General features: G+C 48.3%; 10 protein-coding genes. 2 read left to right on the forward strand and 8 right to left on the reverse strand.

Annotated features, from left to right (window positions below; all coding sequences use genetic code 11):
- Positions 1-4 precede the first annotated feature (4 nt).
- From ACFPFU_RS19125 to ACFPFU_RS19150, 6 genes are all read right to left on the reverse strand, one after another.
- On the reverse strand, positions 5-3,058 hold the full coding sequence (locus ACFPFU_RS19125; RefSeq protein WP_377067074.1) for a SusC/RagA family TonB-linked outer membrane protein: 3,054 nt from the start codon (positions 3,056-3,058) through the stop codon (positions 5-7).
- Positions 3,059-3,295: 237 nt separating this feature from the next.
- Entirely contained in the window at positions 3,296-5,008 is a 1,713-nt protein-coding gene (locus ACFPFU_RS19130; RefSeq protein WP_377067076.1) for a pectate lyase family protein, read from the reverse strand.
- Between the two features lie 65 nt (positions 5,009-5,073).
- A complete protein-coding gene (locus ACFPFU_RS19135; protein WP_377067078.1) occupies positions 5,074-7,083 on the reverse strand; it encodes a RagB/SusD family nutrient uptake outer membrane protein in 2,010 nt (669 codons plus the stop codon).
- 45 nt (positions 7,084-7,128) lie between these two features.
- Positions 7,129-10,638, reverse strand: a complete 3,510-nt coding sequence (locus ACFPFU_RS19140) for a SusC/RagA family TonB-linked outer membrane protein (RefSeq protein ID WP_377067080.1) — start codon at positions 10,636-10,638, stop codon at positions 7,129-7,131.
- A 138-nt stretch (positions 10,639-10,776) separates the two neighbouring features.
- Positions 10,777-11,844, reverse strand: coding sequence for a FecR family protein (locus ACFPFU_RS19145; protein WP_377067082.1), 1,068 nt, complete (start codon positions 11,842-11,844; stop codon positions 10,777-10,779).
- An 82-nt stretch (positions 11,845-11,926) separates the two neighbouring features.
- On the reverse strand, positions 11,927-12,157 hold the full coding sequence (locus ACFPFU_RS19150; RefSeq protein WP_377067084.1) for a hypothetical protein: 231 nt from the start codon (positions 12,155-12,157) through the stop codon (positions 11,927-11,929).
- A 119-nt stretch (positions 12,158-12,276) separates the two neighbouring features.
- On the opposite strand from ACFPFU_RS19150, the gene ACFPFU_RS19155 reads away from it, so the two are divergent.
- On the forward strand, positions 12,277-13,365 hold the full coding sequence (locus tag ACFPFU_RS19155; protein ID WP_377067086.1) for a phosphoglyceromutase: 1,089 nt from the start codon (positions 12,277-12,279) through the stop codon (positions 13,363-13,365).
- Positions 13,366-13,384: 19 nt separating this feature from the next.
- On the opposite strand, the gene ACFPFU_RS19160 is transcribed toward ACFPFU_RS19155, so the two are convergent.
- The gene (locus ACFPFU_RS19160; RefSeq protein WP_377067088.1) at positions 13,385-13,957 is read right to left on the reverse strand and encodes an RNA polymerase sigma factor; all 573 of its coding nucleotides are present in this window, start codon (positions 13,955-13,957) and stop codon (positions 13,385-13,387) included.
- Between the two features lie 470 nt (positions 13,958-14,427).
- Here ACFPFU_RS19160 and ACFPFU_RS19165 point away from each other — a divergent pair, with 470 nt between their 5' ends.
- Positions 14,428-17,124: an outer membrane beta-barrel protein gene (locus tag ACFPFU_RS19165; RefSeq protein ID WP_377067090.1), complete on the forward strand. Its 2,697-nt coding sequence runs from the start codon at positions 14,428-14,430 to the stop codon at positions 17,122-17,124.
- 14 nt (positions 17,125-17,138) lie between these two features.
- Here the strand turns inward: ACFPFU_RS19165 and pelA are convergent, their stop codons facing one another.
- Positions 17,139-18,242 carry a pectate lyase gene (pelA, locus tag ACFPFU_RS19170; RefSeq protein ID WP_377067092.1) on the reverse strand — a complete coding sequence of 368 codons (1,104 nt, stop codon included), beginning with the start codon at positions 18,240-18,242 and terminating at the stop codon, positions 17,139-17,141.
- Positions 18,243-18,410: the final 168 nt, after the last annotated feature.

The following is an 18,410-nucleotide window of genomic DNA, read 5'->3' on the forward strand; positions in this document are numbered from 1 at the left end:
TTTGTTAAAAATCAAAATTGAGCCCTACGATAATCTGCCTGTTTAGCGGAAATCCTTCCGGGCCGCCTCGTTCCGGATCATATTGCCTAAGCAAGTGGCTCCCAGAGTGGGTCCACATGTTGTTGGCCGTCACATAAAGTCTAAGGTTTTCCACCGAAATCCTGTCCGCAATAGATTTTGGAAGGGTATAACCCAGGTTAACATTCCTCAGCTTGAAAAATGAACCGTCCACGAATGTCAGGGTCTGATAGCCAGCATATGTGGAAAGAACGGCATTTCTCATCGGTCTTGGATAATCATTGGTCGGGTTCTCCGGCGTCCAATATTGCATAAATTCCGGCCCGTTGCCTTCACCTCCGGGATTGTATCTTCCAAGGACCTCCGCATGGATCATCTGCCCTACCCTGGCAAAAAAGAACAGCCCCAGGTCAAAAGATTTAAACCTGAAATTGTTTTGGAACCCGGCATACCACTGGGGTACCTCTGATCCTATTGCCATCCTGTCCCGCTCATCAATCACGCCATCTCCGTTGAGATCCTGTAATTTGATATCTCCGGGCTGAAAGGGTGTACCACCAAAGGAGAGCTGGGCCGCTTCATCCGCTTCGTCGATCTGCCAGATGCCTTGTTTGTTCCAGGTATAAAAAGAGCTAATGGGATGGCCGATGATCAGCGCCTCTCTTTCATTGGTGATGATGTTTTGCCCATCCACCAATTCCGTAATCTGTTCTCTGTTGGAGGTAAAAGTAAGGGTGGAGTTCCAGGAGAAGTTGGTCCTTTGGATGTTTTGCGAATTGATGGTCAATTCCACCCCTCTGTTATTGGTTTCACCTATGTTTTGGTATACCCTCCTTACACCTGTGGAATAAGGCAAGGTCCTGGGCAACAACAAATCCGTGGTATTGGTATTGTACAGGTCCAGATTGACGTTGACCCGGTTGTTCCAAAGACCGAGGTCCAGGCCGATATTGGTAGTAGTGGATCGTTCCCATCCCACGTTCAAATTCCCGATTTCTTCTCCAAACATCAGTCCCGGGGCAGCCACCTCCCCAAAAGAGATCTGGTTATTGATCCAGAGAAGGCTTTGGGTTCCATAAGGAGGAATGGCAGAGTTACCGGTAAGGCCGTAGCTTGCTCTTAATTTCATAAAGCTAATGCCTTCTACATTTTGTAGGAAATTCTCCTCACTCATCACCCAGCCGGCAGCGACTGAGGGGAACATCGCCCATTTGTTGCCTGGAGCCAGTCTGGAGGCCCCATCATACCGATTGGTAACGGTGAACAAATACTTATCTTGATAGATATAATTCAATCTGGCAGCATATGACATCATATTATGCCCCGTATAATTAGAGCTGATTGTCCGGCTGGTGGGCTCTGTAGCTCCAAGGTTGTAAAAAAGCTGGGAAGGCAAGACCTGATCGAAACCCATGGCGCTCAAGCCATCCGCATCCCTTTGGATATAATTGGTCACCCCGGTGATCGTAAAATTATGGTCATTGATTTCCTTGTTGTAGGTGATGATGTTATCGAAGTTGAAAAACCTGATAAAGTTCATGTTGGCTTCGGAAATGGACCTTAGGGCATTGCGCTGCCTGAAGGAGGTAGCATCATCATATCGCCCTTGTCTGTCATTGGTCAGGTTGGTACCAAAATTGGAACGGATGCTGAGTCCCTCGATGGGTTTATATTCCAAAAAGGCGTTCAACATGATATTGGTACGTATCGTATTGTTGCTTTGGATATGCGGCCCTCTCTCGTCTGTCAAAGGGCTGACGGTGCTTTGGTCCGCAAATATGGGAAAACGGTTGATCTCGCCGTTTTCGTCAAAAGCCTGGCCAAGGGGACTGGTGTTCATGGCATTGGAAAGCACATCCTGCCTCCTGTTGATGTTGAAATAGGCCACTTGCCCCAGTGTACCGATCTTCAGTTTGGGGGAGATCTCATGATCGATGTTCCATCTGGCCGTGTACCTGGTGAAATCATCATCCCTTAGAAGACCCGTTTCCTTAAAATACCCCGCGGAAACAAAAGCCTTGGTCCTTTGGTTGCCACCGCTCACGGATATGTTGTGGCTTTGCTGGGTACCGTCCTGCAACAAAAGGTCTACCCAGTCCACCCATTGGTTGTTCTGGACCGCATCCCATTCACCGGCTCCCTGAAAGGCAATCGGGTCATCCGACGGGCTGTTCCAGTCTCCTGAAGTCCTAAAAGCCTCTCTTCTTAATTGGATGTAACTGTCTCCCGTCCTGACATTGGGAAAGGGAGTGAGGCCGTTGACCCCATAAAAGCCATCATAGGATATTTTGGTTTTTCCCTCCGCACCGCTTTTGGTGGTCACAATGATCACACCGTTGGCACCCTGGGCCCCATAGATGGCCGTCGCTGATGCGTCTTTGAGTACTTCTATGGACTCAATATCATTTGGATTCAGGTTTTCGATGTTCCCGCCCTGGAAACCGTCAATGATATAGAGCGGCTCATTGCTCGCACCGATAGAACGGTTACCTCTCAACACGATATTTACGCCTGAACCCGCCTGGCCGGAAGCCCTGGTAATGTCCAGGCCGGCAGCCCTTCCTTGAATACCTTCCAAGGCATTGTGCGTGGGTGTCAGCAGCATTTCATCGGACCTCACCGAGGATACAGCGCCGGTCAGATCCCTTCTCCGGGTGGCACCATAGCCGATGACCACTACCTCTTCCAATGCCTGCATATCTTCTTCCAGTTCTACATTGATTTCGGAGCGGTTGCCTACCTCAATTTCCTGCATGTAGTGACCTATGGAGGAAAAAACCAGTACTGCTTGATTGTTAGGAACATTCAATGAATAACTACCATCTACGTCGGTTACTGTTCCCGAACTGGTGCCCTTGATCAATATGTTCACCCCCGGCAAGGTTTCTCCGCTGGAGGCAGAGCTTACGGTGCCCGAAACGGTCCTGGCGCCACCTTGGGCTGAAGCCCAGTAGATGTTGCAGGTGATCAAAGCAAGGATCAACCCACATGTTTTTAAGAAAAAGGACGATCGCCTTTTTTCAAGTACCCTATTTACCATAATAGCATTATTTTGGGAATTAAGTTAATTAAACTAGTCTTTCAAAATGGGATAAATAACCGATTTTCAGCTACTTACTTCCAAAATTCAATGTAAAGTTAGAAGACTGCCTAAATTAACATTCCTGAACCTACCTGATAGAGGGGTATTTAGTGTAAAGCGAACGTTCTAATTCCTATATAAGGTGTTTTAATGACATTTAATGACGGGGCGAATAGTCAAAAGGGCTCATTTCCTTTATCCACCCGTTAATTGCGCTTTATCCAATAGGGTATCGTGGTTATTTTCGGACACACTCCAATCCACTTTTTCAAGTGGATTGATGCCGTTGATGTATTTTTCTATGTTGGTATACCCGTCCCCGTTCACATCGCCGTTGGCATCGGACGGATCCCGGGGATCTAAGCCATATTTCTCTTCCCAAACATCCGGCATGCCATCCCCATCGCTGTCCTTATAAGGTGTGCCGCGGTATTCTGGATAACCGCCCACTTGGGAAACGTCCGTAATAATCCCCTGTTTGTAAGCATCCCTTGGCAGCCTCCTGTGCTCGAATTGGTAAAAGCTTTCCGGATCGAGGTCGGCTACATACTCCGCTTTTCCGGTGCGGACGGTGCGGATAATCCTCTCGTCGACCGGATCCCTTTTAGGTAATGTCGCCCCCGCGTTTTCCAATACGTGTTCATAGGCAGCCTCGGCAGGGAAAATTGTCAGTTCCGGCATGGGAAAAGGGCTATTTGATTTGATCCGCGGAAAATAGTGGCTGGCCTCTTCCAACGTCATACTGCCGTCTTTGCCGTTAAGCTGCACTCCGCCATCCCAATTGTCCCTACTCACTGCCTCATGGCCTTCGACAATATTGCCTTCGACATAGGCCCTTCCAAAGATGGTGGTGTCCAGTCTTGTCAACACCGCATCGGGCCGCAATATCCGGTAGCCGATGGGCTGGTCCCCAGGGGTAACCGGACCGGGCTTGTAGTAGTTGTTGACAATATTGTATTTTGCTTTATAATCCCCGCCGTCCGTGGTCCGGTGGCTCCAGTTGAAAACCACATTGTTCACAAAATTGAAAATACCGTTCCATCCAATGGAGGGGTTTCTTCCCGCATTGCTGGCCCAGAGGTTACGCATAAAAGTTGCATTTTCTCCTCCCAGGGTGCTGCCCAATGAGTGGTTGTAAGTATCCAAGGCTTCAGAGAAGATACTGTTTTGTATGGTCACGTTGACCGTTCCCATCTTTTCCGTGGGATAATCACCGCCCGGATGGTACATGTGACGGTAGATGGACATGTTTTCGTCCAAACCCCAACTGGCAGATACGTGGTCAATGATGATATTGCCCACCGGGTTTCCTCCAATGGCATCATCCCTGCGTCCTACAAAGGTCTCCCCTCTCCTGAACCGCATATGTCTGATTACCACATCATGGGTGTCTATCCAGACGCTCTCGCCGGCCACACAGACGCCATCACCCGGTGCGGTCTGCCCTGCTATGGTGATGTAGGGAGCCCTGATGATCAAAGGGCTCTCCAGCCTGATGATACCGGCTACATTGAAAACCACGATCCTGGCACCGCCTTTTTCACAGGCTTCCCTCAGTGTGCCAGGACCTCTGTCTGCAAGACTCGTGACGGTATAAACTTTGCCGCCCCGGCCTCCAAATGAGAACATCCCACCGCCCTCCGCGCCGGGAAAAGCAGGGATATCCGCCTGCGGCAAGTCGGTGGGCCGGAATGCCCAGGGAACATATGGCTTACCATTTTCAGCTTCCTTCAATACGATGGGCAGGGCTTCTTCCCAAGCCAGATCTGACAGCCTCCCGGCTTCCTTCATAATGGAATCGGATTTTGCTCTGGCTTCCGCCGGGATTTTGGGATACTGTGCCCAAGCCTCAATGGTTATGAATAAAGCAGTTATCGCTACAGGTATAATTCGAATTATTTGTCTCATTACTGATTTTTCCTCGGTTTGAAGGGATAAAATTTACCGTTCTTGGGTTTTAAAATCTTTACCGGTTAATCTGCTAATGGATCAAAGGTACCCGGACCAGCCATGCTGTTCCAGCCCTTCGTCTGCTGCAGATAGGGAGAAGTATCCAAAATTTCCTGGTGCAGTCCGAAGAAATAATATTCATCAAACCAGGTATAGGACCAGTCCACAGGGTTGGTGGGATCCAGATCGTCTTTTTCGATGACCTCAAAATGATTCTCGTACAGGTAGTCCAGGTATTCCTCCTCATTGGACACGCCCGGAGGATAAGTTTCAGGATGCCGGTCAAGCACGGGAGCCCCTGAGTTGTTGGAGCCCAGTAGGGGATCCGCTGCACCCTGGTAAAAATTCCCGGATTCGTCTTTGACCGCCACAAATATTCCTTTTCTCCTCGTGCCATGGATTGGCTCCATTCCTAACCGGCTGACGGTTCCATGGGAGTTGTCAAACAGCATCCATCTTCTCAGGTCCCAATACCGCCGTCCTTCATACGCCAGCTCTACCTTTCTTTCATTGATAACCGCTGCAAACGCCTGATCGCGGCTCAGTCCGATTCCAATGCCAAAGGTACCGTCCAGGTTTTCCACGCCGGCACGTTCCCTGATCTCCATGATACCGTTGAGCCCATCAGAGATATTCCCTATACCTATGGCGGATTCCGCCAGATTAAGTATCACCTCTGCAAAGCGGATTTCCATGACGTCCAGTCCGCTTACCACAAAATCGTCGACATTGCTTGCCTGGGGATCCGTGGCTTTGCGCATATAGATGCCACTTGCGTTCGCACCCACTGTCTCCGTAGTGCCATTCGGTAGTTCCTCGCTGTCATTTCTAAACCATCTATAGCTCCAGTGTCTGTAATTTTGATCTTCTCTGTACGGCCAGTGTGCTCCGTTATAAACAAATGTTTTATAAAAACGGGGATCTCTGTTCTTGTAAAATTTATTGGGTTCGTAATTATAGACGGTAGATTCCCCAGGCTTCTTGCCATCTGCCATGGGAAATGCATCCATCATTTGCTTGGTGGGGGTAATCTGACCGGCCCCGCCGATTTCCCTTGGGCGACAAGCCCGCTCCCAGCCATTGTTCTTCCTGGTCTGGTCTGAAGTGACCGTATTAAAACCATATATCATGACGGCCTCAGGATTCCCCACCTCTTCAAACCACATTTTTTCCCAAGCTTCACCGTTTTCAAGGTTGCCGTTTTTGTACAGGCCAAAACCACTGGCCTCTAGAATATTTTTTGCTTCCATGTTGGCTTCATAAGCGCGCTGCCATCTGTCCTGGCTGTCATCACGGTTAAACTGCGGACTGGCCCAGGTAAGCAAAACCCTTCCTTTGAAAGCCGCAGCGGCCCCACTGGTGATCCTTCCCCAATTGGCATTATCCCATTTACCGGGAAGCATCGCTATGGCCTGGTCCAGGTCTTCCACTATCTGCTCAATACATCTGGCAGTGGAGCTTCTCGGTACCTGGGTCGTTTCAGCTTCTGCCAGAATCGGGTTTTGGGGTTCCAACACAATGGGGACACCGCCATACAACTTCACCATGTCAAAATACTGCCAGGCTCTCCAAAAGTACATCTGCCCCTTCAGTTCGTTGCGGAGACCCTCGGGAAGGCCATGATTGTCTATTTCGGCCAGAAACTGGTTGATCTGCCGCATCCTGGTCCAGGTATTGTTCTGAACACTGGTGCCCATTCTCGCACCGAAATATTTAAGTGCATGATCCTGGTTATATGAAATCTGTGCATAGGGACGGTTGATAGCACTTTGGCCCGGAAGCTCATCCGTATCTTTGGAAAACTCAAAACCCCCGTACAAATCCCAGATAAGCGCCCTGTTGTTATTGGCAGGCTGAAACAAGTGATATACATGATCCACATAAGCAGTGGCCATCATAGGATCTTCAAAAACCTGTTCGTTTACTCCGGTCAAATCCCTTTTTTCCTGCAGGAAATCATCACTACAGGCGGTCAGCAACAACAGGGTGAAGGATAAGACGGACATTCTATATGTATAATTAATCTTTTTCATAATTTTCGATCTTTAATACAGGTACAACTGTTTTGTCTCCGGGTCTTATAAAGAAAGGTTGATTCCCAAAGCATATGTCCTCAGCACGGGAAATGTGTCCCATGGTCCATCAGAATCTTTATAGTCAAATGGATTGAAGAGGTTCAACGGATTCATACCACTTAGATAAACCCTGGCGTTGTTCACGTTCAAGGACCGGGCAATGTGACTGGGGAGTGTATAATTGAGGCTAAAGCTCCTTACGCGCGCCCTGAAGGCACTTGCCTGCCAGAAAGTCGATCTGGGTGCCAGGCTAATGGCATTGTGGTGAGGGTTGGGGAAGGTCCCTGTGGGATTAAGGTCCGGATCGTAAATATCGCTCCAGAAAGCAGGAACACTCTCAAATGAATTGGCTATGTTGTTGTCCAACTTATTCCTGTCCATCTCTGACCAGCCACCGAAAGCGCCTGAAATGACGCAGTCAAAGCTCAGGGACTTGTAACCCACCTTCAGGGTTACCCCATAGCCGAAATGGTTGTTAGCCCTTCTGGCCAATTGGATCTGATCGTTTTCGTCAATCACGCCGTCTGGCTCGGCAAAAGTACCGTCAGCCTGAAGCGGCCCCCTCATATCCCTGTAATATAACATGCCGGGACGAAGCTGGTCAGCAGGCGTCCCAAATACCTGGGTGATATTGTATTGCTCCACGTAGGCATCAATTTCCGCCTGATCCCTGAACATCCCTATATAATCATAGCCCCAAAGGCCAATATCCGTCGACCTTCCCGGCTGGGGTCTCCAGGGATAAAACATGTCTGTATCATTGAAATTGCCCACTTTCACCTTATTATCCGACCAAGCGAACCGGGTATCAATCCCATACCGGAAATCCCCGATACGCTCATTCCAGCCCAAAGCCAGTTCATACCCAAAAAAGTCAATTTCCCCAAAGTTTTCCGCGGCGATCGTTCCTCCTACCGTGACCGGAACATTGCCGGTCCGCTCCAACAACAAATGCGTGCCTTTGTTATAAAAAACCTCTACGGTAGTAGAAAGCCGGTCATTCATAAAGAGGGCATCTATTCCGAGGTTGTTCTTGAGATCATTGCTCCAGGTGGCGTCTCTGTTAGGGGATGCTTCCATCCTCATACCGGTGCTAACAGCCGTATTGCCTCCGAAAACCGCCCCTTTGTCCCCCTGAAAAGTGTACCTTTGCCGCCATTGCCAGGCGCGCGTATCGTCTTTACCCAGAAGGCCGACCGAATACCTTACTTTCAGGAAATTGATGGCAGAGGAGCTGAAGAAATTCTCATTGGAAATCACCCACCCTACAGAACCTGAGTAAAACTTGCCCCAATAATTTTCAGGCGCAAACTTGGTGGAAGCATCACTTCTGAACAGGAACTCGGCCAGATACTTGTCCGCATAACTCCAGTTGGCCCGACCCACATAGGACATGTTTCCGGATTCGGAAAACAGGGTTCTTCCATCTATTTGTCCAAAAGCAGTTCCAAAATGGCCGGTTGTGGATTGGGAGGGCTGCTCCTTCCATACATCCTCTCTTGTGCTTTCCGCTTCTGCCCTTTCTATACTGAACAGTCCGCTTACACTGTGCCTTCCAAAATCCCGGGCATAATTGAGGGTGAGGTTACTTTGATGGGACATGGCGTTATGATTGGAAAAATATATCCGGTCACCGTTCCGGTATTCCCTTTCCATTATCATTTCAGCGCCATCATAAATGTGCTGGTTCGTTCCCCGTCTGTCAAACTCATAGAGCATGTACCGGGTACCGATTTGGCTTCCCCTGTCTGAACCCATATTCCGCCCATGGGAAATCCTGGCCTTCAATCCTTCCACGAAAGGCAGCTCATATTCCAAATACAGGTTCACATTCATGAACTGTTCCCTGTTTTTCGCTAGATTTCCCAAGCGCTCGATCTCAAAAAAATGATAATTGGCGATATTGTTTGAGCTGGTGGATCCAGGAGGCTTTACGGGATAACCATCCACATACATGGGGATGTACCTGGGCATTTTCAGCAGGTTCTTGTAATCGTTTTCATCGTTTTCATTCCCGATTTTGTTAAAAGTTTTGGTCCCGTCTGAATAAAACCCACCTACCTGAAGTCCTGCCTTCAGCCGGTTGGCAATCCTCATATCCGCACCCGCACGGAAATTCCAACGGTCGTAGTCCAGTGAGGCAAGGTTCCCATCCTGGGTATAATAGGAAACATTGGCAAAGTAGGTGGCGGTTTCGTTGCCTCCACTGACATTTAAATTATGTCTCATGTTGGTCGCCGATGTCCAGGCTTCCTCCAGCCAGTTATGATCAACGGTTCTAAAATGCTCGAGCTCATCTTCGCTAAAAAAGCGGTTGATATCGTTGGGCGATGCATTGGCCCCGTAGGGACCGTTCATGATATTGTAGTATCGGCCATAATCGTGGGCGCTTAACATTCTGGTCCGGTATGCCTCATCGTTGATACCGAAGGTTCCGCTATAGGTGATTTTAGGTTTGCCCATTTTGCCTCTTTTGGTCGTCACCAAAACCACCCCGTTGGAGCCGCGTGACCCATATACTGCGGCGGAAGCATCTTTCAAAAAGGAGATGCTTTCCACCTCGGATAAATCCAGATTATTGAACAAAGTCACATCATTGGACCCATCCGCCGCCACTTGTATGACACCGTCAATTACATAAAGGGGGTTATTGTTGCCGCCGTCTTTAGACAGCGAAATGGGGTTCCGGATGGTCAGGTTAGCGGTGGAGCCGGGCCGGGTGTTCCCCCCGCTCACCCCTACGCCCAAAATCCGGCCGGCCAATGCCGCTCCCAGGTTGTTGGTAGGCAGGTCCTCCATTTCACTCACATCTATGGTCTCCACCGCCCCCGTCAGATGGATTTTCTTTAATTCCCCGTAACCGACTACCACTACTTCCTCCAGGGAGGCGTCGTCCAGTTCCAGGGATACGTTGATGACTGTCTGATTGCCTACCGCCACGGACTTAGAACCGAAACCAATAAAGGAAAATACCAATGTGGCCCCTTCTGGCACTTCTATTTTGTATTCACCGTTGGTATCCGTGGCTGTACCCCTGGTGCTGCCATCTACTTTTACAGTAGCACCGGGAAGCGGTTGTCCTTCATCATCGGTCACCCTTCCCGATACGGTCACATCGGCCACGTCCGTTGCTGTGACCAGAGAGGTTCCTCCGAACGGCTTTACGCTGATCCTTTCATTGACCTGTTGGAAAGAAAGCTTGTGTGAAGCGGAAAGCTGCAGCAACACCTCTTCCAGGCTTGCATGTTCCCATTGCATTGAAACATGGGGCAGGTTATCCACCGTTTTTTTGTTGAAGACAAAGGAAAAGTCTGTTTTGCTCTTCAAAGAAGTGAATACCTCTGACAAAGAGGCATTTTCCACGCGGAGGTCCACAAATACCTCCTTTAAATTTTTGGTTTGTTGGGCATTGCCGTTACTGGCCAGCAACATGTTCAAAAAGAGCAACTGTAAAATAAATCCATATAGATAGTATTTGCCCATCACGTATAGATAGTAAAGGATTTTTTTCATAATTTTAGGTGTTTGGGTCCTTGAAATAAACTTTTGGGGACACTGATAAGGGCAATCCACAAGCCTGAGAAACTTCGATTGCTCTGTAGCCGATGGTCCCCTCCATCGGCTTTTCTATTTTCATTTAGTTCATAGGCGTCAAAATTGAATGGTCACACGTTTACCATCGATATCGTATTTGAATCCAAAAGAGTATCCCAGACTTCTAAGCACGTTGTCCAGATTGTCTCTTTTGAATTCGCCCGACACAAGCATCTCTTCCGGTACAATGACCGGAGTGATTTCCACATTGTACCATCTTTCCAATGTCACAAGCGCCTCTTCCATAGGTACTTCATCGAAATATAAAATCCCATCTTTCCAAAGTGCGGCTGAGCTGGGATCAAACTTCCCTTTTTTAAAGTCCTGTGATGTGAGCACCGCTTCCTCCCCAGGTGACAGGTACATGACGTCATAAAGCCCGTCTTTCTCTCTCCGGTTTTCCACACTGACCTTCCCGCTCATCAGCCTTACCTGGACCAGGGATTCTTCCTCAAAAGCCCTGATGTTGAAAGAAGTGCCCAACGCTTCGGTACTGAGGTCACCGCTATTCACCCTGAAAGGAAGTAAGCTGTCTTTGGCTACTTCAAAAAAAGCCTCTCCATTAAGAAGAATCTCCCTGTTGGAAATGCCAAAAGCCTTGCTGTATTTTATCTGTGTATCCGCGTTTAAAGCGACACTGCTCCCATCCGGCAAATGGATCAATTTTTTCTGCCCCCTTTCGGCAAGCCGTATGATCCATGTTTCCTCTCCATCGGCCCTCGTAGGCTCTGGGTTAAAATTTCCAAACCAGAGGAATCCTCCGCCTGCGAACACGATTAAAGCAATCATTGCCGCCCATCTGCTTATGAAATAGCGATCCCCCCTGTGCCCAGAGACTATAGGTCCTTTTTGAAGGCCCGCTTCCTCCCTCGGGGACATCTCCTCATCCAAAAGTTTATTTAGGGCGTTGAAAGCCTCATCCTGTCTCACCGTATCCCAATCCTCTTCCTGATCGGATATCTGCAGCAGTATTTCTTTTGCCTGTAACATGACAGGAGCTTTTTCAGGATGATTTTTGCCCCAGTTGTCCCAATAAAGACTTCGGTGACCCTCTCTTCCAAAAACCCAGTTTCTGAAGGAAGGGTCTTCCAAAAAATCGTCTATATCGTCAAATTTCTTTTGCAATGCTTTCCCTGTTTTTTGGGATAAGGGGAGAACACCTCAAAAATCTCATCAACAAAACGGAAAAATTTTTCTGATTCCTGAATTATTTATAACTAATTCCTTGGTTATAAATATTATCAATAAATGATTTATTTTTAAAATCAGCCAAAGTAGGATCAACTTCCGCCAATGACCTGCTTTTTTTATTTGGCCAATCCAACCACATCTTTCCCTTTCTAAAAAATGAAGCTTTCCCAAAAGCCGGACGTTTAAAATCAGATAAAAAGCCGTAAATTCCGTCTATATGAAACCGCCATGACCAGTCTCTGCACACAGGAAGATGATTGTCGCGGTGGTTCTCCCGAATCAAGTATCCCGAAACCAATTGGGGGCAGGCAATCCCTACCTGAGGTGCGGGAGAAGTTATGACCATTAAAAGACAATTATAAACCCATGAAACAGACAATACTCTTAGCCATTGCTTGGTTGGGCTGCCTTACCGCAACGCATGCCCAGGCTACCTCAAATACCGAGAATATCTTCCTTGTCACCGTGGACGGCCTCCGTTGGCAGGAGGTTTTTAAAGGCGCCGATTCCCTTTTTGTAGACGATACGGGCATGGTAAAAGATATGGGCTCCCTGCTCGATGAATTCTGGGACCCTGACCCGCAGAAACGGAGAGAAATGTTGCTGCCATTTTTTTGGAGCACCATCAAACAGGATGGGCAGATTTACGGCAACCGCGCTTATGGCAACCGGGTGGATATCAGCAATACCATGCTTTTTTCGTACCCTGGCTACAATGAGATATTGTGCGGATTTGCTGATGACGAGCGCATCAATTCCAACTCAAAAACCGACAATCCCAACATTACCCTGCTGGAATACCTCAACCAGATGCCAGCCTACCAGGGCAAGGTACTCGCATTTGGCAGCTGGGATGTTTTCCCCTTTATTGTAAATGCAGCGCGCAGCGGAATTCCAGTCAATGCGGGATTCAGTAAGGCTGAAGGGCCGGACTTGACGGATCAAGAAACCATGATCAACCGGTTGCAGGACGAGATCCGAGGCCCTTGGCGGGGGGTGAGGCTGGATCCCTTTACGCATCACTATGCCATGGAGGCCATCAAAAAATCCGCTCCAAAAATAGTTTTTATCGGTTACGGCGAGCCCGATGATTGGGCACATGGCAACCGGTACGACCAATATATCCGTTCTGCCCATCAGTTTGATGCGTATCTGAAGGAGCTGTGGGATTACATTCAGTCCACTCCCCAATACAGGGACAAAACCACCATGATCATCACAACGGATCATGGCCGTGGCACTCAAAAGTCCAGTTGGATTGGACACGGGTCGGCTATTCCGGAAGCCAAGGAAATCTGGATGGCGGCCATTGGTCCGGACACGCCTGCCATGGGCGAAATGAGACAGGAAGGCCTGTGGCATGCTGCCATGCTTGCCCGTACCATATTCCGGTTGCTGGGCATGGAATATCCGGATGAAAAAGCCGGTGCGGTCATAACCGGGATGGTCCGGTGACCGTGATCACTTTCTACTTCTATTTCATATCGGCCTTAAGCAGGACTGAATTGTTGATCTGTTGTTTAAGGCACTTCAACGCCCTAAACACCAAATTATAAGCCGAGGGCACTGTCATGTTCATCAAATGGGCAATTTCATCATTCCCCAACCCCATATAATATTTGAGATAAACCGCTTCCCGCTGACGATCCGAAAGCAGCTCAATGGCAGCCAGGATTCTGTTGCGGTTCTCATCATCCACTTGCTGGGTAAAGAGGTGCTCGAGATGGGACGGCTCCCTTAAAAAATCACTGTCCACCTCTCCCACGGACTTATGCTCTTGCCGAATCCTACGGACGATTTCCCTTCTAAAGGATTTAAGAAGGTAAAACTTGATCGAACTTCTTATCGCCGTGGACTTCCTGCGTTGCCAAAGGTCAAGGTATACTTCCTGAATAACATCCTCTACACAGGCTTTGTCCCTGGTGAACTTTTGACCATACTTAAACAGATCATTGGAGTAAGCTTTGAAGATAAAACCAAAAGCATTCTTGTCGCCAGCAACAATCAAATCCCACAGCTTCAAGTCATCTAATCGGGCATAGGTCATGGCATTTGGGTTTAATGTTTACCCCATCGAAAACCGGTTTTCTGAAGATCAAATGATTTTTAAAATTAAATTACAACACATCTGATAACCGCAAAACAAACCCACTACGATATGAGGTAAAAACAAAGGTATTATAATGCCATAAAAAACCTCCCTGTACCTTCCTGTAAACAAACCCTTCTTCGCAAGGAGTTGTTGGCATTTCCCTGATTCTTATGAAAGCGCACTACTGTTGTGACAAATATGAATTTATAGTTAATCCCCAGATACGCTCTACAAAACAGCAGGAATAAGCTCCATTGAACAATTTAAATCCCCATTGACATAACCCATCTGGTTTTCAACTAATATTTATGGGAACTTAGTCTGTTCCATAACACTATCCTTTAACTACCTTTAATCCAAAGTCCATGCATTTGAAATTCCCGTTATTCCCGTTTTTGGCCTTTTGTTTATGTGGATCATCAGCCATGGCCCAATATGAAGGAAAAATAGTAGACAAGGATACCCGGGAACCACTTTTTGGGGCGTATATTTTCTTGAAGGACAATGAGGGCGAGACGCTAAGTTCCGGCTTTACCGATGAAGAAGGCCTCTTCTCTGTTGAAAAACCCGATACAGACAGGTTCTGGGTGGAGATCAGTTTTATGGGATACAAGGATTACCGAAAAAGAAAAAGGGCACCACGGACGAACCGCCTAGGCACCTTTGAACTGGAAAATGACGGTGAGCTGATGGATGCGGTTGAAATAGACGCTCCCCACATTACCGGAGAGGTAAAGGGCGATACGGTAGCCTTCAACGCAGATGCCTATAAAACCAGACCGGAAGCGGATGCCTTTGATCTGGTGAGAAAAATGCCCGGTGTGGTCCTGCAAAACGGCACGATCCAGGTCCAGGGCGAGGATGTCGAAGAGGTCTTGGTTGACGGCCGCCCGTTTTTTGGAGATAATCCCTCGGCCGCTTTAAGGAATCTCCCCGCAGAAGTCATTGACAGGATAGAGTTTCTGGACCGGCAGGGAGACGAGGCCATCCTCACCGGATTTGACGACGAAGAAAACATCAAAACCATCAACATCATCACTAAAGAAGACAAACGGGCGGGAAGATTTGGGAAATTCTTTGGTGGCTATGGATCGGATAACAACTACCTGGCGGGCGGCCACATGAATTTTTTCAGGGAAGCCCAGCGGCTCACCGTCATCGGATTATCCAACAACATCAACCAGCAGAATTTCTCAGCGGATGACCTCTCCGGGGCTTTTGGCAATACCGATAACCGACGGGGAGGCGGCAATGATCTTTCCGTCAGAAGCCAGCCCGGCATCACTACCACCAATGCCATAGGTGCTAACTTTTCAGATGAATATCTGGATGAAAAACTGAAGTTGACCGGGAGTTACCTTTATAACAACCGGGACAATGTTCTCAACCGGTATTCCTCCCGGGACTATGTTCTCCCCAACGACAGCCTGCAATTGTATCAGGAGCATAGAAGCAACCGGAACCGCAGCGAAAGCCACCGGTTGAATTTCAGGATTGATTATGACATCAATGACCGCCATGCCTTGATCATCAGACCCAGTCTCGGCTATGAAAAAAACAGAGCCACCAACCAGCTTACTGCTGCCAACCTGTTCGATATGAACACCCCCATCAGTGAAACCAATAACACGACGGATTCCGAAAGACAGGCATTAAGTTTCCGGAACTTTATGGTCTACCGCTATAATTTCAAGAAAACAGGCCGGAATTTTTCTACCCGCGTAGTTACAAGGTATAATGACAACGAAGGCATTTCTGATCTCACCGCCGTCAACCGAAACTTTCAGACCGATCTGACAGACAGCCTGATCCAAAACAGCACTACCGCTTCAGACGGGTTCAATTACAATGTACGGTTTACCTATACTGAGCCTCTCGGGGAAAGTTCCGTATTACGGGCAGACTACCAGATAGCCAACAATATCTCCAATACCCTGCAGGAAGTGCTGCGGCAGGAACAGGAAACCGGTGTCGGCAGATTGGACAGCACCCTTTCCAACCAATTTGAAAACACCTATCTTACCCAAAGGGCGGGATTGGGCTACCGGCTCCGAAAAGGAATCTTCAGAATGTATGCCAACCTGAGGTACCAGACCGCAACCATCGACAGCGACCGGATTTTTCCGGGCTTTGAAAATATCCGGCGGGATTTTACCAATATCCTCCCCAGGCTGAGAATGGATTTCCGGTTTAACCGCGAAAGTAACCTGCGTGTGGATTACCGTACCTTTACCAATGCCCCCTCTATCCGGCAATTGCAGGATGTGATCGACAATTCCAATCCGATCCAGTTGTCCAATGGAAACGCGGAACTGAACCAGGAATTCACACACAGGGCCTTTGCCCGGTACCGGAAAATCAACCCGGAGACCTCCAGGTCATTTATGATCTATGCCAATGCCATGGTCACTCAGGATTTTATCGGTAACGAAACCTTTATCGCCTCCCTGGACACGCTGATCCAGGGGTCGGTACTCCTGAACCAGGGCGGCCAATATACCAGGCCCGTTAACCTGGACAATTTCTGGAATTTCCGGACTTTTGTCTCCTGGGGTTTCCCCCTTCAGTTCATGAGCAGTAACCTGAACCTCCATACCCGCTTCAATATCAATAACCGCCCCGGCCGGATCAATGAGCAGACCAATTTCAACAGGAATACCAGCATCGGCCAGGGTTTTGTGCTGAGCAGCAACATTAGCGAACATTTGGATTTCAACTTCTCCATGAGGGGAAATTATAATGTCGTCAGGAGCAGCCTTCAGGAAAACCTCAACCAGGATTATTATACCCAGCAAACCCGCTTGGACCTTTTTTGGAATTTTGTAGGAGGCCTTTTTATCAGCACCAATGCTAACCATCAGCTATACCGGGGCTTGGGCGAGGATTTCGACCAGTCCATCTACCTGGTCAATCTGGATGTGGGGTATCGCATTCCTCCAAGCCGTAAAGCCGAATTCAAACTCACCGTTTTTGACCTTTTCAACCAGAACCTCAGTATTGACCGGAATGTGACGGATGTATATGTGGAAGACGTGAGGACCCAGGTCTTGCGGCAGTTTGTGATGCTGACATTTACGTATAACCTGCGTTCCTTTGGGGGATACCGCATGGAGTTGGAGTGAAAAAATGTCCAAAACTAATTTCCTCTACTGATTCTCCATTCCGGATATTCCTTCTCCAATAACGATTCGGCATAAGGACCAAGGTAACTGTATCCTACCCTTCTTTCGTGTTCTATCTCAGCAAGCCGGTACCTGACCACCCCATCCCGGCCAACAAACATAGGTTTGTTGGTACCTATTTCATAAAACCGCGCCCAAAGCGGCCCTGCGTTTTCATCTTCCACTACCACCCGGTCATAGCCTCTGGGCAGTGAGGGATCCTCTTTGCGCTCTACCTTGATTCCTTCCAGTTTCACCTCTTCAAACCAGGCTACCGCACTTTCAATGGCGCGGATCACCTCATCATCAGGGTTTTCAAGGGACATCAGATATCTTACGATTCCCACGCTTTCCCCACCGCTGATGGAGGGCAATTCATAGGCCCGGCCTTTCGCAGGACGCAGATCATCCTTATTATGCTGTGCACACCAGGCGGTAAGTTGTCCATCCACTTCGATTTGAGCAGCCAGAATCATTTCCAGCCCCTTACCTATGGCATGCTGGGCCCTTTCCTTTCTCGCAGCATCCACAAAATCATAAGGCTGTTTTCCTTTTGCCACATCCCGGAGCAGTTCCATGGCCTGTATCATCGCCCCGTCGTTAAAAGTAATGTGTTCGTAGTAGCCTTCTCTGATGGGATAATACTGCGGCCAACCTCCGTTGTCATATTGGGCCTCCATGATATAATCCAGGGCTTTCAGTACCGCTTCCCCAAAGCGGGCCTGCCCGGTCTCCCCATATACTTTGGCAAGAAATTCCGTCTGGATAAAAGTGGCGTCATTGTCTATGGTAGTACCAATAGTTTCAGATTGTGCGTCTTTCAACGCCTTCCTTCCCTCCTCTGTCAGGTTCACGGACATGTCAATGTTCTTATACCATCCGCCGTTATCCTTTTGATGCAGCAGCATGTTGTCACCTATCCGAACGGCCTCCCCACTGCCATACCATTCCTGTGGCTGGTCCAGCACCCGTTTCCAGGGTACCTTTTCCCCTTGTTGACTAATAAAAGCCATCAGCATCCCTGGCAGCAAGGTCAAAATGAAAAGTATCCTATTGTTGCTTTTACTATTGTAATTCATGGAATATTTATTTTTTTGGCTCATCAAATGGAAAGAAGGTCTTTCCTCATAATCCTCGGTCTTCTTTATGCTCCGCAAAGGAACAGCTTCGCCGAAACAACCGTTTTTGAAAGGAAGAAATCTTTCGTTTCCTTTGTTTCAACGATACTTCATACGACCACCCTATCT

It is taken from the genome of Negadavirga shengliensis (assembly GCF_042652345.1).
GTDB classification, from domain to species: domain Bacteria; phylum Bacteroidota; class Bacteroidia; order Cytophagales; family Cyclobacteriaceae; genus Negadavirga; species Negadavirga shengliensis.

Coding starts and splice junctions, on each gene's coding strand:
- ACFPFU_RS19165 (WP_377067090.1), top strand. CDS start 14,428: ATGGCCCAATATGAAGGAAAAATAGTAGACAAGGATACCCGGGAACCA.
- pelA (WP_377067092.1), bottom strand. CDS start 18,242: ATGAATTACAATAGTAAAAGCAACAATAGGATACTTTTCATTTTGACC.
- ACFPFU_RS19155 (WP_377067086.1), top strand. CDS start 12,277: ATGAAACAGACAATACTCTTAGCCATTGCTTGGTTGGGCTGCCTTACC.
- ACFPFU_RS19140 (WP_377067080.1), bottom strand. CDS start 10,638: ATGAAAAAAATCCTTTACTATCTATACGTGATGGGCAAATACTATCTA.
- ACFPFU_RS19160 (WP_377067088.1), bottom strand. CDS start 13,957: ATGACCTATGCCCGATTAGATGACTTGAAGCTGTGGGATTTGATTGTT.
- ACFPFU_RS19125 (WP_377067074.1), bottom strand. CDS start 3,058: ATGGTAAATAGGGTACTTGAAAAAAGGCGATCGTCCTTTTTCTTAAAA.
- ACFPFU_RS19135 (WP_377067078.1), bottom strand. CDS start 7,083: ATGAAAAAGATTAATTATACATATAGAATGTCCGTCTTATCCTTCACC.
- ACFPFU_RS19130 (WP_377067076.1), bottom strand. CDS start 5,008: ATGAGACAAATAATTCGAATTATACCTGTAGCGATAACTGCTTTATTC.